This window comes from Streptomyces sp. NPDC044921, assembly GCF_056432865.1.
In genome coordinates this window covers 158,655-183,447 of sequence record NZ_JBWKIF010000003.1, presented here as the reverse complement: position 1 = coordinate 183,447, position 24,793 = coordinate 158,655, and the positions used below count along the sequence as shown (strand labels likewise).

Annotated in this window: 23 protein-coding genes; 10 read left to right on the top strand and 13 right to left on the bottom strand. The window is 71.1% G+C overall.

Annotated features, from left to right (window positions below; genetic code table 11):
* Window positions 1-35: 35 nt before the first annotated feature.
* From pta to pyk, 3 genes are all read left to right on the top strand, one after another.
* Window positions 36-2,132: a phosphate acetyltransferase gene (gene pta / locus AC07DA_RS05980; protein WP_479124996.1), complete on the top strand. Its 2,097-nt coding sequence runs from the start codon at window positions 36-38 to the stop codon at window positions 2,130-2,132.
* Window positions 2,129-3,343: an acetate kinase gene (locus AC07DA_RS05975; protein WP_479124995.1), complete on the top strand. Its 1,215-nt coding sequence runs from the start codon at window positions 2,129-2,131 to the stop codon at window positions 3,341-3,343. Before pta ends, AC07DA_RS05975 begins: the two co-directional genes overlap by 4 nt.
* Window positions 3,344-3,417: 74 nt before the next feature.
* Window positions 3,418-4,842: a pyruvate kinase gene (gene pyk, locus AC07DA_RS05970; protein WP_479124992.1), complete on the top strand. Its 1,425-nt coding sequence runs from the start codon at window positions 3,418-3,420 to the stop codon at window positions 4,840-4,842.
* Between the two features lie 107 nt (window positions 4,843-4,949).
* On the opposite strand, the gene AC07DA_RS05965 is transcribed toward pyk, so the two are convergent.
* The 4 genes from AC07DA_RS05965 to AC07DA_RS05950 all read right to left on the bottom strand — a co-directional run bounded on the left by AC07DA_RS05965 (window position 4,950) and on the right by AC07DA_RS05950 (window position 9,227).
* Complete coding sequence (locus tag AC07DA_RS05965; RefSeq protein WP_479124990.1) at window positions 4,950-6,326, bottom strand: hypothetical protein; 1,377 nt, start codon at window positions 6,324-6,326, stop codon at window positions 4,950-4,952.
* On the bottom strand, window positions 6,316-6,879 hold the full coding sequence (locus tag AC07DA_RS05960) for a DUF6114 domain-containing protein (protein ID WP_479124988.1): 564 nt from the start codon (window positions 6,877-6,879) through the stop codon (window positions 6,316-6,318). Before AC07DA_RS05960 ends, AC07DA_RS05965 begins: the two co-directional genes overlap by 11 nt.
* A gap of 118 nt (window positions 6,880-6,997) precedes the next feature.
* Window positions 6,998-7,630 carry a DUF6230 family protein gene (locus AC07DA_RS05955; protein WP_479124987.1) on the bottom strand — a complete coding sequence of 211 codons (633 nt, stop codon included), beginning with the start codon at window positions 7,628-7,630 and terminating at the stop codon, window positions 6,998-7,000.
* Window positions 7,631-8,252: 622 nt separating this feature from the next.
* The gene (locus AC07DA_RS05950) at window positions 8,253-9,227 is read right to left on the bottom strand and encodes a tetratricopeptide repeat protein (protein ID WP_479124985.1); all 975 of its coding nucleotides are present in this window, start codon (window positions 9,225-9,227) and stop codon (window positions 8,253-8,255) included.
* Between the two features lie 236 nt (window positions 9,228-9,463).
* Between AC07DA_RS05950 and AC07DA_RS05945 the strand changes: the two genes are divergently transcribed.
* Complete coding sequence (locus AC07DA_RS05945) at window positions 9,464-10,099, top strand: TetR/AcrR family transcriptional regulator (protein WP_479124982.1); 636 nt, start codon at window positions 9,464-9,466, stop codon at window positions 10,097-10,099.
* A gap of 80 nt (window positions 10,100-10,179) precedes the next feature.
* Here the strand turns inward: AC07DA_RS05945 and AC07DA_RS05940 are convergent, their stop codons facing one another.
* The 3 genes from AC07DA_RS05940 to AC07DA_RS05930 all read right to left on the bottom strand — a co-directional run bounded on the left by AC07DA_RS05940 (window position 10,180) and on the right by AC07DA_RS05930 (window position 12,847).
* Window positions 10,180-11,880, bottom strand: a complete 1,701-nt coding sequence (locus AC07DA_RS05940) for an acyl-CoA mutase large subunit family protein (RefSeq protein ID WP_479124981.1) — start codon at window positions 11,878-11,880, stop codon at window positions 10,180-10,182.
* 75 nt (window positions 11,881-11,955) lie between these two features.
* Window positions 11,956-12,294, bottom strand: coding sequence for a DUF3817 domain-containing protein (locus AC07DA_RS05935; RefSeq protein WP_479124979.1), 339 nt, complete (start codon window positions 12,292-12,294; stop codon window positions 11,956-11,958).
* A gap of 43 nt (window positions 12,295-12,337) precedes the next feature.
* Window positions 12,338-12,847, bottom strand: a complete 510-nt coding sequence (locus tag AC07DA_RS05930) for a MarR family winged helix-turn-helix transcriptional regulator (protein ID WP_383325298.1) — start codon at window positions 12,845-12,847, stop codon at window positions 12,338-12,340.
* 165 nt (window positions 12,848-13,012) lie between these two features.
* Between AC07DA_RS05930 and AC07DA_RS05925 the strand changes: the two genes are divergently transcribed.
* The gene (locus tag AC07DA_RS05925; protein WP_479124977.1) at window positions 13,013-14,002 is read left to right on the top strand and encodes a glycoside hydrolase family 6 protein; all 990 of its coding nucleotides are present in this window, start codon (window positions 13,013-13,015) and stop codon (window positions 14,000-14,002) included.
* 12 nt (window positions 14,003-14,014) lie between these two features.
* On the opposite strand, the gene glxA is transcribed toward AC07DA_RS05925, so the two are convergent.
* The 4 genes from glxA to AC07DA_RS05905 form a co-directional block, all read right to left on the bottom strand.
* Window positions 14,015-15,970, bottom strand: a complete 1,956-nt coding sequence (gene glxA / locus AC07DA_RS05920) for a radical copper oxidase GlxA (RefSeq protein ID WP_479124976.1) — start codon at window positions 15,968-15,970, stop codon at window positions 14,015-14,017.
* A 3-nt stretch (window positions 15,971-15,973) separates the two neighbouring features.
* Entirely contained in the window at window positions 15,974-17,815 is a 1,842-nt protein-coding gene (locus tag AC07DA_RS05915; protein WP_479124975.1) for a glycosyltransferase family 2 protein, read from the bottom strand.
* 231 nt (window positions 17,816-18,046) lie between these two features.
* Window positions 18,047-18,340, bottom strand: a complete 294-nt coding sequence (locus AC07DA_RS05910; RefSeq protein WP_030854324.1) for an MTH1187 family thiamine-binding protein — start codon at window positions 18,338-18,340, stop codon at window positions 18,047-18,049.
* Window positions 18,337-18,681, bottom strand: a complete 345-nt coding sequence (locus AC07DA_RS05905) for a DUF3817 domain-containing protein (RefSeq protein WP_094055880.1) — start codon at window positions 18,679-18,681, stop codon at window positions 18,337-18,339. The genes AC07DA_RS05910 and AC07DA_RS05905 overlap by 4 nt, the downstream gene beginning before the upstream one ends.
* A gap of 169 nt (window positions 18,682-18,850) precedes the next feature.
* On the opposite strand from AC07DA_RS05905, the gene AC07DA_RS05900 reads away from it, so the two are divergent.
* From AC07DA_RS05900 to AC07DA_RS05885, 4 genes are all read left to right on the top strand, one after another.
* On the top strand, window positions 18,851-19,483 hold the full coding sequence (locus AC07DA_RS05900) for an AIM24 family protein (RefSeq protein ID WP_094055881.1): 633 nt from the start codon (window positions 18,851-18,853) through the stop codon (window positions 19,481-19,483).
* Window position 19,484: 1 nt separating this feature from the next.
* A complete protein-coding gene (locus tag AC07DA_RS05895; RefSeq protein ID WP_479124973.1) occupies window positions 19,485-20,135 on the top strand; it encodes an AIM24 family protein in 651 nt (216 codons plus the stop codon).
* On the top strand, window positions 20,132-20,932 hold the full coding sequence (locus AC07DA_RS05890; RefSeq protein ID WP_479124971.1) for an AIM24 family protein: 801 nt from the start codon (window positions 20,132-20,134) through the stop codon (window positions 20,930-20,932). The genes AC07DA_RS05895 and AC07DA_RS05890 overlap by 4 nt, the downstream gene beginning before the upstream one ends.
* A gap of 116 nt (window positions 20,933-21,048) precedes the next feature.
* Window positions 21,049-21,525 carry a MarR family winged helix-turn-helix transcriptional regulator gene (locus tag AC07DA_RS05885; RefSeq protein WP_351364635.1) on the top strand — a complete coding sequence of 159 codons (477 nt, stop codon included), beginning with the start codon at window positions 21,049-21,051 and terminating at the stop codon, window positions 21,523-21,525.
* Between the two features lie 10 nt (window positions 21,526-21,535).
* Here AC07DA_RS05885 and AC07DA_RS05880 read toward each other — a convergent pair whose 3' ends face one another.
* Window positions 21,536-22,945: a sensor histidine kinase gene (locus AC07DA_RS05880; protein WP_479124969.1), complete on the bottom strand. Its 1,410-nt coding sequence runs from the start codon at window positions 22,943-22,945 to the stop codon at window positions 21,536-21,538.
* The gene (locus tag AC07DA_RS05875; protein ID WP_479124967.1) at window positions 22,942-23,610 is read right to left on the bottom strand and encodes a response regulator transcription factor; all 669 of its coding nucleotides are present in this window, start codon (window positions 23,608-23,610) and stop codon (window positions 22,942-22,944) included. The genes AC07DA_RS05880 and AC07DA_RS05875 overlap by 4 nt, the downstream gene beginning before the upstream one ends.
* 116 nt (window positions 23,611-23,726) lie before the next feature.
* On the opposite strand from AC07DA_RS05875, the gene AC07DA_RS05870 reads away from it, so the two are divergent.
* The gene (locus AC07DA_RS05870) at window positions 23,727-24,371 is read left to right on the top strand and encodes a PepSY domain-containing protein (RefSeq protein ID WP_479124966.1); all 645 of its coding nucleotides are present in this window, start codon (window positions 23,727-23,729) and stop codon (window positions 24,369-24,371) included.
* The last annotated feature ends 422 nt before the right edge of the window (window positions 24,372-24,793 follow it).

Sequence of the window (24,793 nt, the reverse complement as noted above, 5' to 3'; positions counted from 1 at the left end):
GTGTACCCCCCTTCGCGATGAAACGGAGAGCTCGCGTGACCCGCAGCGTGTACGTGACCGGCATCGACCGCGGTGACGGCCGCCAGGTCGTCGAACTGGGGGTCATGGAACTCCTCACCCGGCAGGTCGACCGGGTGGGCGTCTTCCGCCCCCTGGTCCACGACGGGCCGGACCGCCTCTTCGAGCTGCTGCGCGCCCGCTACCGGCTCACCCAGGACCCGGCGACCGTGTACGGCATGGACTACCACGAGGCGTCCGCCCTGCAGGCCGAGGCCGGCACGGACGAGCTGGTGTCCACGCTCGTCGACCGCTTCCACCGGGTCGCCCGCGACTTCGACGTCGTCCTGGTCCTCGGCACCGACTACGCCGACACCCAGCTCCCGGACGAGCTGTCGCTCAACGCCCGGCTCGCGAACGAGTTCGGTGCCTCCGTGCTCCCGGTCGTCGGCGGCCGCAAGCAGACCGTGGAGGCCGTGCTCGCCGAGACGCGCAACGCCTACCGCGCCTACGACACCCTCGGCTGCGACGTCCTGGCCATGGTCGCCAACCGGGTCTCCCGCGAGGACCGCGACGAGATCGCCCGCCAGCTGGACTCCCGGCTGCCGGTGCCCTGTTACGTCCTGCCCGACGAGCCGGCCCTGTCCGCGCCGACCGTCTCGCAGATCAGCCACGCCCTCGGCGCGAAGGTGGTGCTCGGCGACGACTCCGGGCTCGCCCGGGACGTGCTCGGCTTCGTCTTCGGCGGCGCGATGCTGCCGAACTTCCTCGGCGCCCTGACACCGGGCTGCCTCGTCGTCACCCCGGGCGACCGCGCGGACCTGGTCGTCGGCGCGCTCGCCGCGCACAGCGCCGGCACGCCGCCGATCGCCGGTGTCCTGCTCACCCTGAACGAGGTGCCCGGCCCGGACATCCTCACGCTGGCCGACCGCCTCGCGCCCGGCACCCCGGTGCTCTCGGTGACCGGCAACAGCTTCCCCACCGCCGAGCAGCTGTTCTCCCTGGAGGGCAAGCTCAACGCGGCCACCCCGCGCAAGGCGGAGCGGGCCCTCGGCCTGTTCGAGCGCCACGCCGACACCGCCGATCTCGCGCGCCGCGTCTCGGCGCCCAGCAGCGACCGCGTCACGCCGATGATGTTCGAGCACAAGCTGCTGGAGCAGGCCCGCAGCGACCTGCGCCGGGTCGTGCTGCCCGAGGGCACCGAGGAGCGGGTGCTGCACGCCGCCGAGGTGCTGCTGCGCCGGGGCGTGTGCGAGCTGACCCTGCTCGGCCCGGTCGACCAGATCCGCAAGAAGGCCGCCGACCTCGGCGTGGACCTGGGCGAGACCCAGCTGATCGACCCGGCCACCTCCGAGCTGCGGGACGGCTTCGCCGAGAAGTACGCGGCCCTGCGCGCCCACCGGGGCGTGACCGTGGAGCTGGCGTACGACGTCGTCTCGGACGTGAACTACTTCGGCACGCTGATGGTCCAGGAGGGCCTCGCCGACGGCATGGTGTCCGGCTCGGTGCACTCCACCGCCGCCACCATCCGCCCGGCCTTCGAGATCATCAAGACCAAGCCGGACGCCGACATCGTCTCGTCGGTGTTCTTCATGTGCCTGGCCGACAAGGTCCTCGTCTACGGCGACTGCGCGGTCAACCCGGACCCGGACGCCGAGCAGCTCGCCGACATCGCCGTCCAGTCGGCGACCACGGCCGCGCGGTTCGGGGTGGAGCCGCGGATCGCGATGCTGTCGTACTCGACCGGCACCTCCGGCTCGGGCGCCGACGTCGACAAGGTGCGCGAGGCCACCGAGCTGGTCCGCTCGCGCCGGCCCGACCTGAGGATCGAGGGCCCGATCCAGTACGACGCCGCCGTGGAGCCGTCGGTCGCGGCGACCAAGCTGCCCGGATCCGAGGTCGCGGGGCAGGCGAGCGTGCTGATCTTCCCCGACCTGAACACCGGCAACAACACCTACAAGGCCGTACAGCGCTCGGCCGGCGCGATCGCCGTCGGACCGGTGCTGCAGGGCCTGCGCAAGCCGGTCAACGACCTGTCCCGGGGCGCCCTGGTACAGGACATCGTCAACACCGTCGCCATCACGGCGATCCAGGCCCAGACCCCGTCCCCGAGCGAGAAGGCAGCCGACCAGTGAGCCCGACCCGTGTCCTCGTCCTCAACTCCGGCTCGTCGTCGGTGAAGTACCAGCTGCTGGACATGCGCGACAGCAGCCGGCTGGCGGTGGGCCTGGTCGAGCGCATCGGCGAGCGGACCTCCCGGCTGAAGCACACCCCGGCCGGCGGCGAGAGCCGGGAGCGCGGCGGGGCGATCGCCGACCACGACGCCGCCCTGAAGGCCGTGGCCGAGGAACTCGCCAGGGACAGTCTCGGCCTGGACTCGCCGGAGCTGGCCGCGATCGGCCACCGGGTGGTGCACGGCGGCAAGTCCTTCACCGAGCCGACCGTGATCGACGACAGGGTGCTCGCCGAGATCGAGCGGCTCATCCCCGTGGCGCCGCTGCACAATCCGGCCAACCTCACCGGCATCCGCACCGCGCAGGCGCTGCGCCCCGACCTGCCGCAGGTCGCCGTCTTCGACACCGCCTTCCACACGACGATGCCGGAGTCCGCCGCCCGTTACGCGATCGACGTCGAGACGGCCGACGCGCACCGCATCCGCCGCTACGGCTTCCACGGCACCTCCCACGCCTACGTCTCCCGGGCCACGGCGGAGCTGCTCGGCAAGGACCCGTCCGAGGTGAACGTGATCGTGCTGCACCTGGGCAACGGGGCGTCCGCGTCCGCCGTGCGGGGCGGCCGGTGCGTAGACACCTCCATGGGCCTGACGCCTTTGGAGGGGCTCGTGATGGGTACGCGCTCCGGGGACATGGACCCGGCCGTCATCTTCCATTTGATGCGTGTTGGTGGAATGTCCGCCGACGAGATCGACACTCTTCTCAACAAGAAGAGCGGTCTGATCGGTCTGTGCGGCGACAACGACATGAGGGAGATCCGCCGCCGCGTCGACGCGGGCGACGAGCACGCCAAGCTGGCGTTCGACATCTACATTCACCGGCTGAAGAAGTACATCGGCGCCTATTACGCCGTCCTCGGGCGGGTGGACGCGATCGCCTTCACCGCGGGTGTCGGCGAGAACGCGGCGCCGGTGCGCGAGGCCGCCCTGGCGGGCCTGGAGGAGCTGGGCATCGCGGTGGACGGCGAGCGCAACGCCGTGCGCGGCGACGGGGCCCGGCTGGTCTCGCCGGAGGGCGCCCGGGTGGCGGTGGCGGTGGTCCCCACCGACGAGGAATTGGAGATCGCGACACAGACCTACGCGCTGGTAAATGGTTCGGGGAATCACACCTGAGCGGCATCGCGCCCTTTTGTATTTTCCGCCAGACGGAATATTCCGCTGGGAAACAAACCGATAGGATCGCCCCCATGCGCCGTTCGAAAATCGTCTGTACTCTCGGCCCCGCGGTCGACTCCCACGAGCAGCTCGTCGCGCTGATCGAAGCCGGCATGAACGTGGCCCGCTTCAACTTCAGCCACGGCTCGCACGCCGAGCACCAGGGCCGGTACGACCGGGTCCGGGCCGCCGCCAAGGAGACCGGCCGGGCCATCGGTGTCCTCGCCGACCTCCAGGGCCCCAAGATCCGGCTGGAGACCTTCGCCGAGGGTCCCGTGGAGCTGGTGCGCGGTGACGAGTTCACCATCACCACCGAGGACGTCCCCGGCGACAAGACGATCTGCGGGACGACCTACAAGGGCCTGCCCGGCGACGTCAACAAGGGCGACCAGGTGCTCATCAACGACGGCAACGTCGAGCTGAAGGTCACCGAGGTCGAGGGCCACCGGGTCAAGACGATCGTCATCGAGGGCGGCGTCATCTCCGACCACAAGGGCATCAACCTGCCCGGCGCGGCCGTCAACGTGCCCGCGCTGTCCGAGAAGGACGTCGAGGACCTCCGCTTCGCGCTCCGCATGGGCTGCGACCTGGTCGCGCTGTCCTTCGTCCGCGACGCCAAGGACGTCCAGGACGTGCACCGCGTCATGGACGAGGAGGGCCGCCGCGTCCCGGTCATCGCCAAGGTGGAGAAGCCGCAGGCGGTGCAGAACATGGAGGACGTCGTGATGGCGTTCGACGGTGTGATGGTCGCCCGCGGTGACCTGGCCGTCGAGTACCCGCTCGAGAAGGTCCCCATGGTGCAGAAGCGCCTGATCGAGCTGTGCCGGCGCAACGCCAAGCCGGTGATCGTGGCGACCCAGATGATGGAGTCGATGATCACCAACTCCCGTCCGACCCGCGCCGAGGCCTCCGACGTGGCCAACGCGATCCTGGACGGGGCCGACGCGGTCATGCTGTCCGCCGAGTCGAGCGTGGGCGCGTACCCGATCGAGACCGTCAAGACGATGTCGAAGATCGTCACCGCGGCCGAGCAGGAGCTGATGTCCAAGGGCCTGCAGCCGCTGGTGCCGGGCAAGAAGCCGCGCACGCAGGGCGGTTCGGTGGCCCGCGCGGCCTGCGAGATCGCCGACTTCCTCGGCGGCCGCGGCCTGGTGGCCTTCACCCAGTCCGGCGACACCGCCCGCCGGCTGTCGCGCTACCGGGCGCAGCAGCCGATCATCGCCTTCACCACCGACGAGGGCACCCGCAACCAGATGGCGCTGAGCTGGGGCGTGGAGCCGTACGTGGTGCCGTTCGTGAACAGCACCGACGAGATGGTCGACCTGGTGGACCAGGAGCTGATCAAGCTCAACCGCTTCAACGCGGGGGACATCGTGGTGATCACGGCCGGTTCGCCCCCCGGCGTCCCCGGCACCACCAACATGGTGCGGGTGCACCACCTGGGCGCCCAGAGCTGATCCGCCCCACCGGCCGGTGAGCGGCCGTGCACGACGCCGAGGGCGCCCCCTGGGATCCAGGGGGCGCCCTCGTGTGTGCGGCTCCCGAACGGGCTCTCGGTGGGGGCTCAGTCGATGTAGCTGTGCAGCCCGGGCACGTGCAGGGTCCCGCCGAACTGGCCCGCCTGCGTGACCTTCACGTTGGTGAAGTAGATCAGCGGGATGTTCAGCGGCGGCGGGTGCTCCGGGTCGAAGGTGACCGGGATCAGCCCGAGCAGGTTGCCCGAGATGCTCTCGGTGTACATCACCGTGTCGCCGTCGCGGATCGTGGACGTCGAGCCCTTGGCCGCCTGCACGTGGTAGGTCTTGCCGGACTGCTTGTCCTTGACCGTCTGGTGGAGGTCACCGATGTCGGTGCCGCCGGAGATGACGTACTTCAGGACCTTCTTGACCGAGCCGTTGGCCGTGCGCACCTCGACGACGCCCTGGTAGTCGGCGCCCTTCAGCGTCAGCGAACTGGCGTTGAGGTACCAGGGGTCGTCGGGCAGCGGCACCCGGTTGTCGACACCGCCCTCGGCGTCGGTGGCGGCCGGGCAGTCGTCGGGGTCCGTGGTGGCGCTCGGGGACGGGCTGGGCGAGGCGGTGGCCTCCGCCGCCTTCTCCCCGGCCGCCCTCTCGACGGCCTTGGCGGTGTCCTCGACGCCCTCGGCGGACGCGGCGGGCTCGTCGGACTCGTCGGTCCTCTCGGTCTTCCCGGCGCTGTCCCCGGCGGAGCCGGTGGCCTCGTCCGCCGTGTCCCGGGGGGTGGCGGTGGCGTCCTCGGCGGGCTTGTCGGCGGTCTCGGACGCGGAGGGGGACGGGGTGGGGCTCGGGTCCGCCCCGGTCCTGCCGCCGCCCAGGATGCCCTCGACGGCGTCGCCGATGCCCTCCAGCAGGCCGCCGCCGTTCTCGGACGGCGAGGGGGACGGCGTGGCCGCCGCGCCGTCGCCGCCCGTGGCCGGCTCGCTCGCGGACGGGGCGGGCGCGGGCTCGTCCTTGTCGTCGGAACCTGAATCCGACGAAGAGGAACCGCCGTCGCCCGCGTCCGCGCCACCGGAGGGCGACGGCTTCGGGGCCGCGCCGCTCTGGTCGTCCTTGCCGTCCTTGCCGTCCTCGGCGTCCGTCGCACCGTCACTGGCCGAGGGGGACGGCGTGGGCGAGGCCGAGGCGTCGTCCGCGGAGTCCTTCCCGTTCTCCTCCAGGGCCGCCACGCAGTCCTTGTACTCGTCGGCCGTCAGGCTCCTGGCCGTCGGCGTCGCCGGGCTGTTGCTGTCGGCGATGGCGAGCGTCGACGTGAAGCCCATCCCCATGAGCACCGCCGTCGGCATCGCCGCCATGGCTATCGCCTTGCCGGCCGGTCTGTTGAACCTCGTGAACAGCGGCTTCTTGGGTGCCGCGTGGCGCGGCCCGGTTCTCACACGGGACGCCCCCGCATCAGCCCCGTGGGTCACCTCGTCAGCCGGCACTGTGCCTCCCGTTCGCCCCGTTGGCCGGGTTCGTTCCTGACAGATCGTTGGGCGCGTCCACCCCGTCCACAGGCTTGGTCGCCGTGGTGTCGTGGTCCGTCGCCCCGGGAGCCCCGCCCGTGCCGTCACTGGCGTGGCCGGCGGGCTGCCCGGCGGGCGGAGGGCCCGGCGCCCAGGCCACGGCCATCGCGCCGCCCACGAGGGCGAGCAGGAAGCCGATGAGGAAGCCGCCGAGGTTGGACACGGGGATGGACACCAGCGCCAGCAGGATGGCCGCGACTCCCGCGAAGACGCGGACGTGCTTCTGGAACCAGAGGCTGACGCCCAGCACGACGAGCAGCACGCCGATGATCAGGGACCCGGCACCCGCGGTGGTCGCCATCGCCAGCGTCAGGTGACCGATCTGGAGGTTCGCGTACGGGAAGTAGGCGATGGGCAGTCCGCTGAGCAGGACGAACAGCCCGGCCCAGAACGGCCGCGTACCCCGCCAGGCCCGGAACTGCTGCCTCCGGAGAGTGAACTGGCCGCCTGCGGCAGGAGTCTCGGCGCTCATGGAAAAACAGCTCCCTGGTACGGCGTTGCTGTGGTGGTGATGTGGGCCGCGCGTGAAGGCGCGGCCGGAAGGTGGACGGGCGGGGGCGCCACCGGCTCCCCCGCCCGTCAGCGAGTGCTTAGTAGCACTCCTTGACACCCGTCGACAGCGACATCTTCAGGCCGCTGAGCTTGAAGGTTCCGGCGGTGGTCGCCCACGCCGTCTGCTTCACGTCGGTCAGGGTCGCCCGGTCGGCCTGCTGGGCGAAGCCGTACGGGTTCGCCGTCTCGCCCTTCCTCATGGCCGGACCCTTGGTGGCGTCCTTGGCGGCCACACCGATGTCGATGTTCTCGAACGTCGCGTCCGCGCTGAGGTCGGCGACGTCGATGTAGAGGTTCTGCGCCTCGACCGGCTTCGCACCCTGACCCGCACGCAGGATCAGGCTGACGTTCCCGAGCACCGGAATGTTCGGGGTGACGACCGACTGGCACAGGTCCTTGATCGTCGCCTGCTTGAACGACGAGACCGCGACCGGGTGCACCGACTTCTTGCCGTCGAGCGTGTACCCCTCGTCGAGGGCGCCGTACTGCGAGAAGCCCGTACCGACGAGCTCCTTGGTCGTGACCTTGAACGACTGGCCGGAGACGCTGAACGACGCGGCGAGAGCGCCCTGCGCGAGGGCGACACCTATCGCAGCCGTGGCGGCGACGCTGGGCACCATGACCACAGCGAACCGCTTCCATCTGGTCCCGCCACGCACCTGGGACTCCATATTTCCTCCTTCTCGGACGTACATCTCCTGTCCTGGCTCGCCCCGAGTCGTGGCTCAGCCGGGCAGGGATGGGAGAAGTGCTACGTCCTCGGGAAGGAGAGCGCCTGCACTCGGCGGCGCAACTAGCGCCCGAATCACCGGCGATCACCCCCGAGCGACAACCACTGGTCGCGCCTGACACGCATCACGCACAACCCTGCTGGACAGGCTTCGCCGGACGGGCGAAGACCCCCCTGTCCAAGAGCCGGCGCCACTGCCGCCGGCTCTGCTCGGTGGGGACCCAGGATGTCCCGCGACCCAACCGGCTGCCGGGGTACGGGAATGGACCGAGCGTGGCCGATCGTGGTGCATTCTCGCCGCCCGCACAAGGGGGTTCGTTACTCGCTAGTAACGGCGGGATAACCGAACAACGACCCATCGGTCTCGGTCGGCGACTCACGGTGGCCCGGAGTGGCGACACAAAGCTGTTGATCGCTGGACAGAATCCGACAGATCAACGCCCTGGACTTACTCGCAGTAACAGCGGCCGCGATTGCCAAGTTTTGGCAAAGCGCGGCCGCAGTGACGCTCTCCGGGCGAACTTTTCACGCGGGCACCACAGGCCCGCGCGTTTAACGACTGGTCAGAACAGGGCGCGCGCCAGGGCCCGGCGCGCCGCGATCACCCGCGGATCCTCGGGCCCGACCACCTCGAACAGCTCCAGCAGCCGCTTCCGCACGGCGTCCCGGTCGTCACCCGCCGTGCGCTGCACGGTCTCGATGAGCCGGCCGAAGGCGTCCTCGACGTGGCCGCCCACCAGGTCCAGGTCGGCGGCGGCGATCTGCGCCTGCACGTCGTCCGGCTTCTCGGCCGCGTCCCTGCGCACCCGCTGCGGGTCGACACCCTGCACGCGCTGGAGCAACTCGGCCTGGGCGAGGCCCAGTTTGGCCTCCTCGTTGCCCGGGTCCTCGTTCAGCACGTTCTTGTACGCCTGGACGGCGCCGCCCAGGTCACCCGAGTCCAGCGCCTGGACGGCGGCTTCCAAAAGCCCGTCGTAGGGGCCGGCCGGCCGCTCCGGGGCCGCCTGGGCACCGCCGGGCTGGGCGTCGGGGTCGACGGTGAGGCCGGTCAGGCCGAAGCGCTGTTCGGCGACCTGCACCAGCTGGTCCAGGGTCTGCCGGATCTGGGCCTCGCCCGCGGCGCCCTGGAAGAGCGGCAGCGCCTGCCCCGCGACGACCGCGAAGACCGCGGGGATCCCCTGGACGCCGAACTGCTGCATCAGCATCTGGTTGGCGTCGACGTCGATCTTGGCGAGCAGGATGCGGCCGTTGTACTCGACGGCCAGCCGCTCCAGGACCGGGCTCAGCTGCTTGCAGGGCTGACACCACTCGGCCCAGAAGTCGATGACGACCGGCACCTCGGCGGACCGCTGCAGGACGTCCCGCTCGAACCCCGCCTCGTCGACGTCGATGACGAGATCGGCCGGGGAGATCGCCCCCGCCCCGCCCTCACGGGCTGCTTGGGCGCGCGCCTGCTCCGCCTTCGCCTTGGCCTCCTGGGCCGCCTTCACCGCGGCGAGGTCGACGACTCCGCTCATGGACATGTTCCGTGGCTGCATGCGTCTATCCTCCCCCGTACTGCGCGCGCGTGTGAAAACGGTGTGGAAGCAGGGCCCGGTCGGGTGCCCTCCGGCGCCGGGTCCCCACCCCACGCCGTGCGTGCGAGGCCCGTGTACGTCCCTCACGGGCTTTCGCTACGAGTCGTAGCGTAATGCCACGCCACGGCCCCGGAACACCCCCCGCCGGTGATCTGCCTCACGGCGCCGGCCGGGAACCGCCGGTTTATCGTCAGGGCATGCACAGCCGCAGCCCCGCCAGCCGCACCGGGCGCCCGCGCAGCGCCGCGGCGGACGCAGCGATCCTGGCCGCCACCCGGCAGGCGCTCGTGGACCTGGGCTGGTCCAAGCTCACGCTGGGAGACGTGGCGACCCGCGCCGGGGTGGCGAAGACGACGCTCTACCGCCGCTGGGCGGGCAAGAACGAACTGGTCGTCGACGCGGTCGCCGAACTCTTCGACGCGCTGGAACTCCCCGACCGCGGCTCCCTGGCCGCGGACATCGAGGGCGTCGTCCGGCAGTTCGCCGCGATCCTGGCCCTCCCCGAGGCGCAGAGCGGCCTGATGGCGGTGGTGGCGGAGGCCACCCGCGACGAGGCCCTGCGCGAGCGCGTGCGCGCCTCGGTCGTCGACCGCCAGAAGCGCCTGGTCCTGGAGGGCCGCGCCCGGGCCCAGGCACGAGGCGAGCTCCCGCCGGAACCGGACCCCGGGGCGGCCTCCCGCACGGTGGACCTGATCTTCGACATGGTGGCGGGTGCGGTGGTCCACCGCACCCTGGTGAGCGGACAGCCGGTGGACGGGGAGTGGGTCCGGGGCTTCACCCAGGTCCTGCTCCGGGGACTGACAGCGCACGCCGCGCGGCCCACCGGCGGCTGAGCCGCGCCCGTGCGCCTGCGAGCGAGCGCCGGGCGGCCCCGAGAGGTGCGGGCCCTGAATCCCCGGCGGGCCGAGGGCGTTCAGAAGCCGGCCGGCTCCGTGTACACCCCCCACTCGTCCCGCAGGACGCCGCAGATCTCGCCCAGCGTGGCCTCCGCGCGCACGGCGTCCAGCATCGGCCCGATCATGTTGGAGCCGTCCCGCGCGGCGGCGAGCATCGCGTCCAGGGCGGCACGCACCGCCGTGTCGTCGCGGGCCGCCTTCCGCTCGGCCAGGACCCGCACCTGCTCGCGCTCCACCTCGTGGCTGACCCGCAGGATCTCCAGGTCACCGGTGACCGAGCCGGTGTGCACGTTGACCCCGACGACCTTCTTGTCGCCCTTCTCCAGCGCCTGCTGGTACCGGAACGCCGACTCGGCGATCTCCCCGGTGAACCAGCCGTCCTCGATGCCGCGCAGGATCCCGGAGGTGATCGGGCCGATGGGGTGCCGCCCGTCGGGGTGGGCGCGCAGCCCGCGCTCCTTGATCTGCTCGAAGATCTTCTCGGCGTCGGCCTCGATCCGGTCGGTCAGCTGCTCCACGTACCAGGAACCGCCCAGCGGGTCGGCCACGTTGGCGACGCCGGTCTCCTCCATCAGCACCTGCTGCGTGCGCAGCGCGATCTCGGCGGCCTGCTCGCTCGGCAGGGCGAGGGTCTCGTCGAGGGCGTTGGTGTGCAGCGAGTTCGTCCCGCCGAGCACCGCCGCCAGGGCCTCCACGGCCGTGCGCACGACGTTGTTGTACGGCTGCTGCGCGGTGAGGGAGACACCGGCGGTCTGCGTGTGGAAGCGCAGCCACTGGGCCTTCTCGGACGTGGCGCCGTAGACGTCGCGCATCCAGCGGGCCCAGATCCGGCGGGCGGCGCGGAACTTGGCGATCTCCTCGAAGAAGTCGACGTGCGCGTCGAAGAAGAAGGACAGGCCGGGGGCGAAGACGTCGACGTCCAGGCCGCGCGACAGGCCCAGCTCCACGTACCCGAAGCCGTCCGCCAGGGTGTAGGCCAGCTCCTGGGCGGCCGTCGCCCCGGCCTCGCGGATGTGGTAGCCGGAGACGGACAGCGGCTTGTAGGCGGGGATGCCGGCCGCGCAGTGCTCCATCAGGTCGCCGATGAGCCGCAGGTGGGGCTCGGGCTGGAAGAGCCACTCCTTCTGGGCGATGTACTCCTTGAAGATGTCCGTCTGGAGCGTGCCGTTCAGGACGGACGGGTCGACGCCCTGCCGTTCGGCGGCGACCAGGTACATGCAGAAGACCGGGACGGCCGGGCCGCTGATGGTCATGGACGTCGTGACGTCCCCGAGCGGGATGTCCTTGAACAGGACCTCCATGTCGGCGGCGGAGTCGATGGCGACGCCGCAGTGCCCCACCTCGCCCAGCGAGCGCGGGTCGTCGGAGTCGCGCCCCATGAGCGTCGGCATGTCGAAGGCGACCGAGAGCCCGCCCCCGCCGTTGCGGAGGATCATCTTGTAGCGCTCGTTGGTCTGCTCGGCGTTGCCGAACCCGGCGAACTGCCGGATCGTCCAGGTCCGCCCCCGGTAGCCGGTCGCGTACAGGCCGCGGGTGAAGGGGTACTCGCCCGGCCAGCCGATCCGTTCGAAGCCCTCGTACGTGTCCCCGGGCCGGGGCCCGTACACCGGCTCCACGGCATCGCCGGAGAGCGTCGTGAAGTCGGCCTCGCGCTTGCGCGCGGCGTCGTACCGGGCCTGCCAGCGACGGCGGCCTTCCTCTATGGCGTGAGCGTCCATACCCCCGAATTTACTAGGACGTCCAAGTAAATGTCGATGGCAGACCGCCGTACGTTCGCCCGTACGGCGGTGCGCTCAGGCCTTGGCGGGCTCGGGCGAGTCCTGCGCGACGCGCCCGCGCAGCTCGTGGCTGATACTGCGCTCCACGAAGAAGGCGGCCGTCGGGATGGTGCCGGCGAGCAGCACCCACAACTGCTTGGTGACCGGCCACTTCGCCTTGGAGCCCAGGTCGAAGGCGAAAACCAGGTACACGACGTAGAGCCAGCCGTGCGCGATGCTGACGACGCGCGTGAAGTCGGCCGCGCCGTCCAGGTCGAGCACGTACTTGCCGATCATGCCCAGGGTCAGCAGGACCAGCAGCACGCCGGTGACATAGGCCATCACGCGGTAGCGGGTCAGCACGCTCTTTTTCATGCCGTCGAGCGTAACGACCCGCTCCGGGGGATCTTTCCCCGGGTCACTGGTCCTGGAAGTCCCCCGCGGCGACCCGCAGCGGACGCAGCATCGCGAAGATCTCCGCGCACTCCTCGGCGTCGTACACCCCGAGCCCGAAGTCCATGGCCATCAGGTCGCGGGTGGCCGACTCGACGACCTCGCGGCCCTTGTCGGTGATGCTGGCGAGGGTGCCGCGCCCGTCGTTCGGGTTGGGCCGCTTGGCGACCAGACCGGACCTCACCAGACGGTCCACGGTGTTCGTCACCGAGGTGGGGTGGACCATGAGCCGCTCGCCGATCTTGGACATGGGCAGCTCGCCCGACTTGGAGAAGGTGAGCAGCACCAGCGCCTCGTACCGGGCGAACGTCAGCCCGTAGGGCTTGACCACCGCGTCGACCTCGGCGAGGAGGATCTGCTGGGCGCGCATGATCGAGGTGATCGCGGCCATGGACGGCACGTTTCCCCAGCGCTGCTTCCAGCGTTCGTCGGCGCGCGCGATCGGATCGAAGGAGAGACTGAGCGGCTTCGGCACGCACCCGACCCTACCGGCCGGTCACATGGTGGTCAGCCCTGTCTCGCCCTTCGGTCGGGCCGTCTCGGGCGGTACGACCGGGTCATGTCCTTTCCGTAGCGGTTGGTTCCCGTGTGTCACGATTACCTTCGATTCGTCACCCACCGTCACCTCCCAGGGAGCGGCATGACTCGGCTGATCCACGCCCTCGCGGCCCTCGCGGTGCTCGGTCTCGCCGCGGGGTGCACGTCCGCGCACCGCGACGAAGCCGGTACCGACGTCGACACCACGCAGGCCGGCTACGCGGCCTCCCCCTTCTGGGTCGACCCCGGCAGCCCCGCGGCCCGGCAGGCACGGCTCTGGCAGCGGCAGGGCCGGGAGCGGGACGCCGAGCTGATCAAGCGGATCGCCGACCAGCCGGTCGCGCTGTGGCCGGCCGGCGAGCTCGACCCGGCCCCGGCGGTCCGGGCGGCGGCCTCGGCCGCGAGCCGCGAGGGGAAGACGGCGGTCTTCGTCGCGTACAACATCCCGCACCGGGACTGCGGCCAGCACTCGGCGGGCGGGGCGGCGGACGCGAACGCCTACCGGGACTGGATCGGGAAGTTCGCCGACGCCCTCGGCGAGGCCGACGCCCTGGTCGTCCTGGAGCCGGACGCCGTCGCGCACGTCGTGGACGGCTGCACCCCCGGCGAGTACCACGCCGAGCGGGAGCAGCTGCTCGCCGAGGCCGTCACCCGGCTGAAGCAGCAGCCGAACACCAAGGTCTACCTGGACGCCGGCAACGCGGACTGGATCCGGGAGTCGCGGAAACTGGTCGAGCCGCTGAAGCGGGCCGGGATCGGGCAGGCCGACGGCTTCGCCCTCAACGTCTCCAACTTCCAGACCGACGAGGTCACCACCGAGTACGGCGGCCGTCTCGCCGAGGCCCTCGGCGGCAAGCACTTCGTCGTCGACACCAGCCGCAACGGCAACGGCCCGCTGCCCGGCGTCTGGTGCAACCCGCCGGGCCGGGCGCTCGGCACCCCGCCCACGACCGCCACCGGCCGGCCCGTCGTGGACGCCTACCTGTGGATCAAGCGGCCCGGCGAGTCGGACGGCACCTGCGAGGGCGGTCCGGCCGCCGGGCGCTGGTGGCCCGAGTACGCCCTGGAGCTGGCGCGCAACGCCAAGGGCTGAGCGGGCCGGCGCTCACTCCACGTGCACCCACTTCGCCTTCGACGGCGTGCCCTCGGCGTCCGTGACGAACAGCATGTACCAGCCGGGCGGCACGAGCGCGGGGTCGCGCGGCACGTCGAACGTCACCGCGTCGCCCTTCCGGGTGATGTCCAGCTCGATGGAGCGCTGTTCGACGTCCGTGGTGTGCGTGACCGCGCTGGGCCGCATCAGCCGGGCCGCGGCCACGCGTTCGGGGTGGTCCGTGCGGAAGGTGATGCGGTGGTCGTCGTCCAGCGTCCGCGGCCCGTCCTTCAGCACGGGACGCTTCGCCGCGTTCTTGTGCAGCGCGGGCGGGGTGAAGACCTCCATGCGCTGCTCGAAGTGGCCCAGCTTGGTGTTCTGCTGGTCGTCGAAGAGCGGGTCGGAGCCGAAGGTGGCGATGCGGCCGTCGGGCAGCAGCAGCGCCTCGGAGTGGTAGTTGCGGCCCACCTTCGGCGCGGCGGCCTCCCGGAAGGCGTTGGCCTTCGGGTCGTAGAACTGCGCCCGCAGGATGTTGCTGGCGCTGCGGCCCCGGTAGTCCTTCGAGCCGTTGGACGTGAACACGGTGTCGTCCGGCATGATCACGCTGTTCAGGTAGCGGGTGCCCTGCGGCAGGTCGGGGCCGGTCTCGAAGGCCGGGTTGTCCTTCTTCAGGTCGACGACGGCCGTGCGCGGGGTGGACTTCCTCGACTCGCCGACGCCGCCCCCGCCGAGGATCATCACCTTCTGCTCCTGCGCCGGGGGCAGCAGCACGGACGCCGAGGTCTCGGTCTGGTCGATGTCCTCGAGGCCGGGCACCTTCTTGAAGGTGTTGGTCTCCAGGTCCCACAGCCCCGGCTCGCGCCCCTGGTCGGCGGGCCCGTACCCGGCGTTGGAGGCCGAGTAGAACAGCTTGCCGCCCTTGGTGAGGAACAGGGCCGGGTACGTCGGGAAGTAGCGCTTGGGGCCGGGTGACCACTTCTTGGTCTCCGGGTCGTAGATCTCGTTGTCGCCCGGGTCGATCATGCCGACGTCGTCCAGGCCGGACACGGCGAGGACCCGGCCGTCGTCCAGGCCGACGAGCGTCGGGTACCAGCGGGCCTTGTCCATCGGGTCGACGGGGACGTACTTCTCGGCCTTCGGGTCGAACTCGTAGGCGGCGCGGATGCCCTGGAAGTCCTGCTTGTCCAGGGTGATCTTCTCCGACAGGCCGTAGACGTTGTCGGCAGCCTTCCCCTTCAGGCCGACGACCGAGTACTGCGCCTGCTTGCCGGTGACCGACCGTCTGCCCTTCTCGACGGCCTCCACGAAGACGCGGGCCTCGCTGGCGGTGACCTTCGTCCTCCAGGGCTGCATCACCCCGCGGCTGTTGTACGTGACCTTGAAGGTGCGCTTGGCCTTGGGGACGGTGACGTCGAACTTGGTGACGTACTCGACGCCCGCCGGGGAGCGGAAGCGGGTGCCCTTCTTCAGGTGCACCGCCTTGTCCGGGCTCTCGTTCTTCACGCGCATGCCACCGCCGGCCCGGGTCACCTCGCCGTCCAGGAGTTCGTAGCGCGCGGTGCCGCCGGCCACCAGCAGGCGCCCGTCGGGCAGTTGGGCGTGTCCGGCGCAGAAGAAGTCCTCCGGGGTGGGGACTTTCTTGAAGGTGTTCTTCTCCGGGTCCCACAGGACCGTGTCGAACTCGCCCTTGTCGAACTTGCGCTGCTCGTTGCCCGACCCGGCGACGATCAGCACCTTGCCGGTGTGCAGCAGGGCGGCGTGGATGGCGTTGGTGCGGTACTCCTCGGGGATGTCGACCTGGTCCCAGGAGCCGTACTTCGCCTTGTACCCGGGCTGGGAGATCTTGTACTCGTGGTACCGCACGGAGGCGAAGTCCAGCGCGGCCGGGGCGTTCAGGCCCGCCAGGACCGCGATGCCGCCGATGCCCAGGACGGTCTTCCTGGTCTTCTGCGAGGGCTGGTAGGCCATGGCCTAGTTGCCTCCTGTCGTGGTGCCGGTGGCCGGGGCCGCCGCCGGGGACATGGTGGCGAGCGCCGGGGCGGGCTCCTTCGATTCGGGCACGCGCGCGTGCCCGGGGGCGGGGGTGGCGTCGGGCGCCTGCGCGGGCTGCGGGGCCCGCTCGGACCGCGGGTGGCGCTCCCGGCGCTCCTTGAGCAGGGTCGCGGCCCACACACCGACCGGGGCCAGGGAGATGGCCATCGCCAGGACCGCCCAGGTGCGCATCGCGGCGTGCGTGTGGTCCAGGGCGACGGAGGCGGCCAGGGACGTGGCCAGCAGGCCGGCCCAGAACAGGTGGATCCGGAAGGTGGCCGGCCGGTCGGAGCTGGTGCCGCCGCCCTTGGGCGTGACGACGAACCGGCTGGGGCGGCGCAGCAGGGCCTCGCCGAGGGACTTGAGGTAGATCGGCGCGGACAGGGCCGACATCGCCATGCCGGCCAGGCCGCCGGAGCCCTCCGGTTCGTGCGGGGAGACGTTGTGCCGGCGGTTCCACAGGTACAGGCCGACCTGGAGGGCGGCGGCGTCGCTGTACAGCATCATCCAGACCGACGCGGATACCTGGGTGCCGGAGGCGCCGAACCAGAGGAAGAGGACGCAGCTCAGGATGCCGAGCGCCCAGTTGATGGCCGTCATCGGGTAGTAGACGAGCATCAGCGTGTAGGACAGCAGGCGGCCCGGGGGCATGGTGAAGGGCGCCTTCCAGTACTGCTTGAGGAGCGTCTCGTAGGTACCGCGCGACCAGCGCATCTGCTGGGTGAAGAAGTCGGTCCAGGAGGCGGGGCCCTCGCCGACGGCCAGGACGTCCGGGGTGTAGACGGAACGCCAGTGGCGCTGCGTGGCCGGGTTGCGGTGCCGGTGGATCTCGAAGCCGGTGGCCATGTCCTCGGTGATGGAGTCGTACAGGCCGCCGATCTGCTTCACGGTGGAGATCCGGACGACGTTGTTGGTGCCGACGAACATGGGGGCGCGGTAGCGGTTGCCGGCGCGCTGGATCAGGGCGTGGAAGAGGAACTGCTGGGACTCGGCGGCCTTGGTGACCGGGTTGTGGTAGTTGCCGTACACCTGCGGGCCGACGACGAAGGCGACGTCCGGGTCGCGGAAGTAACCCATCATCCGCTCCAGGAAGTCCGGCAGCGGGACGTGGTCGGTGTCGACGGACGCGAAGAAGTCGTAGGCGTCGCCGTGCATGGCGATCCAGGCGTTGTAGTTGCCGTGCTTGGTGCGGGCCTTGTGGACGCCCTCGGGCCGGTTCCACTCGGGGACACCGAGCCGGGTGAAGTGCCGGACGCCGAGTTCCGCGCACAGCGCCTTGGCGTCGGGGTCGTCGCCCTCGTCGAGGAGCCAGACGTCCAGCGGGCCGGTGTGGTGGATGCGGACGGCGCCCTCCAGGGTCGCGCGGACCATGGAGAGGGGTTCCTTGCCGGGGACGTAGGTGGTGAGGAAGGCGACGCGGGTGCCGGGTTCGGGCACGACCGGGACGGGGTCGCGGGCGACCATCGTGGCGTGGGCGACCGAGGCGACGTTGACGAGCATGAAGAGTTCGATGAGGCCGATCGAGACCAGCATGGTGACGTCGAGTCCGACGAGCCAGCGGTCGCCGCCCTCGCGTTCCACCCAGTGGGTGGGCCAGACGAGATAGACCAGCAGGGCTCCGGTGAGCAGCGGCGCGAGGCTCATCAGGAGGACGGCCCGTATTCGGCGGGGCTCGCGGGCGAGGAGCGAGGCGTACTGCACCCGGTACGCCTCGCCGGACGGCTCCGTGAGCGGTCCGGCGAGTCGGCTGTGGGAGTCGTAGTCGTAGCCCTCCGGCCGCACAGCGCCCTCCAGATGGTTGAGACCTGATCGAAGCGCGATACCCCGATACCCATACGAAAGTGGACATTTGGGGCGGTGTCGAACTGGGGGCGTCCAGGCGGGTGGGGTGCCCGGAGGGTGGTGGGGGCGCCGGTCCGTCCGGCTGCGGGCCGCCGTGCCCCGGCGTCGGGCGCGCGAAAACCCCGGCTCTCCGAGGAACCGGGGTTTCCTTCGCATCAGGTCTCGGTGGGGCTACTCCGCGAGATGGCGCTCCACCGTCTCCACCTTGGAGGTGAGGCCGTCCGTCACGCCGGGCCGGATGTCCGCCTTCAGGACGAGGGACACCCGCGGCGCGCGCCGCTCCACCGCGGCCACGGCACGCCGGACGACGTCCATGACCTCGTCCCACTCCCCTTCCACGGAGGTGAACATCGCGTCCGTCCGGTTCGGCAGCCCGGACTCCCGCACCACCCGCACGGCGTCGGCGACGTACTCCCCCACGTCCTCACCGACCCCCAGCGGCGTCACGGAGAAGGCGACGATCATGCGTTCACCACGCCTTCGTTGCGCGCCCGGGACGCGATGACCGCGTCCTCGGCCTCGCGCCGCAGCTTCCGCTCCGCGAAGAACCCGCCCGCCGGCAGCACCGAGAGCACGAAGTACACCGCGGCCGTCCGCAGCGACCACTTCGCCCGGTTCCACGCGTCCGCCCAGAAGATCACGTAGAGGACGAACAGCGCGCCGTGCACCGCGCCCATCACGGGCACGGCGTTGAACTCCGTGGTCCGCTTCAGCACCGAGCAGACCAGCAGGAGCAGGAACGAGATCGCCTCGGGGGCCGAGACCAGGCGGAGGCGGCGGAGGGCGGTGGCGGTCTTGAGGTCCACGGGTCACCTTCGGTGGGAGAGAAACGGTTTGTGAACGCACGCACAAGCGTCCCGCCCATTGTGGCAAACCGCCCGGGCCCCCGGCCCCCAGGGGTGCGGTCAGGGTCCTTCTCCACCCGGGGGACCTGTCCGGGAGGCCGGACCTGCGGCTACCTTCCCGTATGTGGCGATGTTCCGACTCCAAGGCAGCAAGGTGCTCGCCGTCGACATGACCGGAGACGCCGTCAAGGCGAAGAACGGGTCGATGGTCGCGTACGACGGCGAGATGGCCTTCAAGAAGCTCAGCGGCGGCGGCGAGGGCATACGGGGGATGGTGACCCGGCGGCTCACCGGCGAGCAGATGACGTTGATGGAGGTGAAGGGGCGGGGGACCTGCTGGTTCGCCGACCGGGCCTCCGAGATCAACCTGGTCGGTCTCCAGGGCGACAAGCTCTACGTCGAGTCGAGCAACCTGCTCGCGACCGACGGCGGGCTGCGCACGGGGACGGAGTTCACGGGCCTGCGCGGGGCCTCGCAGGGCAACGGGCTGTTCACGACGACCGTCGAGGGCCACGGCCAGGCGGCGATCATGTCGGACGGCCCGGCCGTGGTGCTGCGCGTCAGCCCGCAGTACCCGCTGACCGTGGACCCGGGGGCGTACGTGGCGCACCAGGGGAACCTGCGGCAGTCCTTCCAGTCGGGTGTGACGTTCCGCACGCTGCTCGGGGAGGGCGGCGGCGAGGCCTTCCAGATGCGGTTCGAGGGGGACGGCCTGGTGTACGTGCAGCCGAGCGAGCGGAACACGATCGCGGGAGACGTGTGACATGGCCTTCCGGGAGATCAACGCGAAGATGATCGAGGCGACGGTGACGCCCGGCCAGCGGCTGTTCAGCCAGCGCGGTGCGATGCTCGCGTACAAGGGCGAGGTGACCTTCACGCCCAACACGGCCGGCGGCCAGGGCGGGATCATGTCGATGATCGGCCGCCGGGTCGCCGACGAGGACACCCCGCTGATGACGGTCGAGGGCAGCGGCACGGTCCTGTTCGGGCACGGCGGGCACCACATCCAGGTGATCCGCCTCGCCGGCGACACCCTGTACGTGGAGGCGGACCGCCTGCTGGCCTTCGAGGGCACGCTCCAGCAGGGCACGATGTTCCTGGGCTCGCAGGGCGGCGTCATGGGCATGGTGCGCGGCCAGGTCAGCGGCCAGGGACTGTTCACGACCACGCTCAAGGGGCACGGGGCGGTCGCGGTCATGGCCCACGGCGGTGTCATCGAGATCCCGATCACCCCGCAGCGCCCGGTGCACGTCGACCCGCAGGCCTACGTCGCCCACCACGGCGAGGTCCGCAACAAGCTGTCCACCGCGCTGGGCTGGCGGGACATGGTGGGCCGCGGCTCGGGCGAGGCGTTCCAGCTGGAGCTCAGCGGCAGCGGTGCGGTGTACGTCCAGGCGTCGGAGGAGAAGCTGTGAGCACGTACGGAACCCCGGGCGCCGGCCCCGCGGTCTTCGACCCGGCGACCCTGCCGCCCGACGACAACGTCAACCCCTACACCTTCTGCGTGGAGCTCAAGGGGAGCCAGTGGTTCCTCCAGAAGGGGAAGATGATCGCCTACTACGGCACGATCGACTTCAACGGCGTGGGACACGGCCGGCTGGACCGCCTGGTGCGCACGTCGTTCCATTCGCCACTGCACGCGAGCGACTGGGTGGTGGCGGAGGGCTCGGGCAAGATGCTCCTCGCCGACCGGGCCTTCGACGTCAATTCGTACGACCTCGAGGACGGCAACCTGACCATTCGCTCGGGCAACTTGCTTGCTTTTCAGCCAACTCTGTCGCTGAAGCAATCAATCGTGCCGGGTTTCCTGACCCTCATCGGAACCGGAAAGTTCGTGGCCGCGTCGAACGGCCCGGTGGTGTTCATGGAACCCCCGATCCGGGTGGACCCCCAGGCCCTGGTCGGCTGGGCCGACTGCCCCTCGCCCTGCCACCACTACGACCACGGGTACATGACCGGCGTGATGGGCGGTCTACGTGCGCTGACGGGCCTGGGCGGGGCCTCCGGCGAGGAGCACCAGTTCGAGTTCGTCGGCGCGGGCACGGTCCTGCTGCAGTCGTCCGAGACGCTGATGGCCGAGCAGGCCACGGGAGCCGTCCCGCAGCAGGCGGGCGTCCCCGGAGGCGGTCCTTCCGCACATCAGCAGGGCCAGTCCGGGGTACCGCGTCTTCCCGGACAGCTGGGGGACCTCCAGCGTCGCTTCGGGCTGTGAGCGGTAGTCTGCGGAGTGTGACATCGAACGCCTGCGCACTGTTGTTCGTCAGGCGTGCGCGGTCACATGCCACCCCTCACTAGTTCGCCTTTCAACCTTTTAGGTAGACTTCATTCATGGAGACCGAGACGGCCACCCGCTGGCTGACCGATGCGGAGCAGTGCGCTTGGCGCACCCACCTGGAGGTCAACAGGCTGTTGACGTACCAGCTCGAGAAGGACTTGCAGCCGTTCGGCCTGACAATGAACGACTACGAGATCCTGGTGAATCTCTCCGAGTCCGAGGACCTGCGGATGCGGATGAGCGACCTCGCCTCCGCCACCCTCCAGTCCAAGAGCCGCCTCTCGCACCAGATCACGCGCATGGAGAACGCGAACCTGGTCCGGCGGGAGAACTGCGAGTCGGACCGCCGGGGGCTCTACGCGGTCCTCACCGACCACGGCATGGCGACGATGCAGAAGGTCGCGCCGCACCACGTCGCGTCCGTGCGCAGGCACTTCATCGACCTGCTGTCCCCCGAGGCCCTGACGGAGCTCGACAAGGCCCTCAAGCCCATCGCCGAGCACCTGCGCGGACAGCGCGGGCGGCCCTGACCCCGGCCCGCTAGCCGAGCGGCAGGCGGAGCTCGAACAGGGCTCCGCCTGCGGGCCCCTGCCCGGCCGTGAGCGTGCCGCCGTGCCGGACGGCGACGTCCCGGGCGATGGCCAGGCCCAGCCCGGCACCGCCGTCGTCGCGGCTGCGGGCGGCGTCCAGGCGGACGAACCGCTCGAAGATCCGCTCCCGGTCGGCCTGCGGCACCCCGTCCCCGTCGTCGGCCACCCCGATCACGGCCTCGTCGCCCTCCCGCCGCACGCTGACCGTGACGGCCGACCGGGCGTGCCGCTGGGCGTTGTCGAGCAGATTGGCGAGCACCCGGCCCAGCTGCCCCCGCGACCCGGCCACCTCCACCGGCTCCGCGTCCACGGTCACCCCGGCCCGTCCCTCGGCCTCCTCACGGGCGAGTCCGGCGAGGTCGACCCGCGTGTCGTTGGGGCGCTCGCCCGCGTCCAGCCGGGCGAGCAGCAGCAGGTCGGCGGCGAGCCGCTGGAGCCGCACGGTGTCCTCCACGGCCCCGTCCAGGTCCAGCAGCTCGGGATGGGCCGCGGCCACCTCCAGCTGCGTGCGCAGCGAGGCGATCGGGCTGCGCAGCTCGTGCGAGGCGTCGGCGACGAAGCGCCGCTGCCGCTCCACGGACGCCTCCAGCGCCGCCAGCGTCTCGTTGGTGGTGCTGGCGAGCCGGGCGATCTCGTCATGGGTGTCCGGCTCCGGGACGCGCCGCGCGAGGTCCTCGGAGCGGGTGATCGCGGCCATCTCGCGCCGGATGCCCTCCACCGGCCGCAGAGCGCGCCGGGTGACCAGCCAGGTCACGCCCGCGACGACGCCGAGCAGCAGCGGGAACCCGATGAGCATCACCGTCAGCGCCGTCCGCACGGCCCCGTGCTCGGCGGCCAGCGGCGCACCGGCGTACACCGTGAGGGTGCCCCGGTCCTGGGTCTCCACCTCCACGGCGGCGTACCGGTAGTCCTCGGTGTCGCCGTCGACGGTCGCGGACCCGTTGCTGAAGACGGTCTCCGCGGAGATCTCCCCGGGTTCGAGTGCCTCGCCCGGGGTCTCGGGGTCGTCCTCGTCGTCCCCGGCCGGCCGCGCGGCGGGCTGGGCCTTCACCCGGTCGCTGTCCGTGCCGCTGATCCGCTCCAGGTCGTCGCTGACCCCGACCAGCCGCCCGCCCTCGTCCAGGACCTGCACCGGCCCGATGTCCCCGTCCAGCCCCGACAGCTTGTCGTACGGCGTGCCGGCCGCGAGCTCCGAGGCGACCGCCCGCGCGGAACGCTCCGCCTGGGTGCCGGCCTCGCCCATCAGGTTGGACCGCAGGGACAGCAGCACGGCCGCTCCCGCCGCGACGAGCGCCACCGCGACGACGAGCGTGGCCCCGAGCGTGGCCCGCGCCCGGACGGACCCGAACAGCCGCCTCACGGCGAGGTCTCCAGCCGGTACCCGGCCCCGCGCACGGTCCGGATCAGACCCGCCCGCAGCTTCCGCCGCAGGGTGCTGACGTACACCTCGACGATGTTCGGATCGCCCTCGTAGGCGAAGTCCCAGACGTGCTCCAGGATCTCGGACTTGGACACCACCTCGCCGGCCCGCAGCACGAGCTGCTCCAGCACGGAGAACTCCTTGGCGGTCAGGACGATCTCCTCCTCGCCGAGGAACACCCGGCGTGCCGCGGTGTCCACCTTCAGGTCCCCGTGCACGTGCACGGGCGAGGCCCCCGCCCCCTGCCCGCGCCGGCGCAGCAGCGCCTTGACCCGGGCGACGAGCACGACGTAGGAGAACGGCTTGGTCAGGTAGTCGTCCGCACCCGTGTCGAGCCCCTCGGCCTCGTCGTACTCGCCGTCCTTGGCGGTCAGCATCAGGATCGGCACCTCGTGCCCGGCGGCGCGCAGGGCGGCGCAGACCCGGTAGCCGTTGAGCCCGGGCAGCATGATGTCGAGGATGACCAGGTCGTACGCCCCCTCCGAGGCCTGGTGCAGCCCCTCGCGTCCGTCGTGGACGACGTCCACGGCGTACCCCTCGGCCGTCAGGCCCCTGGCCAGCGACAGGGCCAGCCGCTTCTCGTCCTCCACGATCAACAGGCGCATGAGTAAAGAGTCGCAAAGGGAAGCTGAAGATCCCTTCAGGGCCCTTCAGGTTCCTCTCAGCCTCCGTCGACGAGAGTCGAAGACATCGAAAACGAAACGACTCGGGAGGAATCCGCATGAAGCGCAACATCGTGATCGCCGCCGTGACCGCCGCCGCTCTGATCGGAGGCGGTACGGCCACGGCTCTCGCGACCACGGGAGACGACGAGGGCTCGGCGCGGCAGGCGGCTGACACCCGGCTGACGGGCGACGACGCCCGGGACGACCAGGACGACCAGGACGGCGCGGACGACCGCGACGACGACACTGCGCGGGCCGCTTCCACCGACGTCACGGCGTCCGCGGCGATCGCCTCCGCGCTGAAGCACACGTCGGGCACGGCCGTCTCCGCCGAGCTGGACGACGAGGACGACGGCGGCAAGGTGGTCTGGAAGGTCGACGTCCTGTCCGGCGACGACACCTGGCACAGCGTGAGCGTCGATCCGTCCAGCGGCAAGGTGCTCGGCGCGCAGACCGACGACGAGGACGACACCGCGCGGGTGCGGGCGGCGCTGAAGGGTTCCTCGGTGACGGCCGAGGAGGCCGCGAAGGCCGCCGCCGGCCAGGGCGTGGTGACCTCCGTCGACCTCGACGAGGACGGCAAGAACGCGTCCTGGGAGGCCGAGACCCGCAAGTCCGGCGGCGCCGAGCAGGACTGGAAGGTCGACCTGAAGTCGGGCAAGGTCACGGCGGACCGCGACGACCGGAACGACCAGGACTGACCAGCACGAGTCCGTTTTCCCCCGCCCCGGCGTCCGTGCTGACGCCGGGGCGTCGCACAACCCGGCGCAGCGGGGTGCCGCCCCAGGCGGCACGCATGCCCGCGGACACGGCGGACCCGCACCCGCCGACGCACGGAAGGGGCCGTGCCGGGGGGTGTCCGCCCGCAGCGGTTGGCGCGTCAACGGACAGTCAGCCGGCACGCAACCCCATCGCGCCGTTCCGAGGACGGACACCCCCGGCGCGGCCCCGCCCCACCCCCGGCAACGGGCGAACCCACCTGCCGCCCCGGCCGCCTCCCGGCGGGACTCAGCCCTCCGTCACCTCCGCCACCAGCTCGTCCGCCGCCCGGTAGAGATCAAGCCCCCTGGCACAGCCCCGACCCACACCCGGCAACGGGCGCGCAACGGGCGAACCCACCTGC

Coding starts and splice junctions, on each gene's coding strand:
- pyk (WP_479124992.1), top strand. CDS start 3,418: ATGCGCCGTTCGAAAATCGTCTGTACTCTCGGCCCCGCGGTCGACTCC.
- AC07DA_RS05960 (WP_479124988.1), bottom strand. CDS start 6,879: ATGAGCGCCGAGACTCCTGCCGCAGGCGGCCAGTTCACTCTCCGGAGG.
- AC07DA_RS05955 (WP_479124987.1), bottom strand. CDS start 7,630: ATGGAGTCCCAGGTGCGTGGCGGGACCAGATGGAAGCGGTTCGCTGTG.
- AC07DA_RS05950 (WP_479124985.1), bottom strand. CDS start 9,227: ATGCAGCCACGGAACATGTCCATGAGCGGAGTCGTCGACCTCGCCGCG.
- AC07DA_RS05945 (WP_479124982.1), top strand. CDS start 9,464: ATGCACAGCCGCAGCCCCGCCAGCCGCACCGGGCGCCCGCGCAGCGCC.
- AC07DA_RS05940 (WP_479124981.1), bottom strand. CDS start 11,880: ATGGACGCTCACGCCATAGAGGAAGGCCGCCGTCGCTGGCAGGCCCGG.
- AC07DA_RS05935 (WP_479124979.1), bottom strand. CDS start 12,294: ATGAAAAAGAGCGTGCTGACCCGCTACCGCGTGATGGCCTATGTCACC.
- AC07DA_RS05925 (WP_479124977.1), top strand. CDS start 13,013: ATGACTCGGCTGATCCACGCCCTCGCGGCCCTCGCGGTGCTCGGTCTC.
- glxA (WP_479124976.1), bottom strand. CDS start 15,970: ATGGCCTACCAGCCCTCGCAGAAGACCAGGAAGACCGTCCTGGGCATC.
- AC07DA_RS05910 (WP_030854324.1), bottom strand. CDS start 18,340: ATGATCGTCGCCTTCTCCGTGACGCCGCTGGGGGTCGGTGAGGACGTG.
- AC07DA_RS05900 (WP_094055881.1), top strand. CDS start 18,851: ATGTTCCGACTCCAAGGCAGCAAGGTGCTCGCCGTCGACATGACCGGA.
- AC07DA_RS05895 (WP_479124973.1), top strand. CDS start 19,485: ATGGCCTTCCGGGAGATCAACGCGAAGATGATCGAGGCGACGGTGACG.
- AC07DA_RS05885 (WP_351364635.1), top strand. CDS start 21,049: ATGGAGACCGAGACGGCCACCCGCTGGCTGACCGATGCGGAGCAGTGC.
- AC07DA_RS05875 (WP_479124967.1), bottom strand. CDS start 23,610: ATGCGCCTGTTGATCGTGGAGGACGAGAAGCGGCTGGCCCTGTCGCTG.
- AC07DA_RS05870 (WP_479124966.1), top strand. CDS start 23,727: ATGAAGCGCAACATCGTGATCGCCGCCGTGACCGCCGCCGCTCTGATC.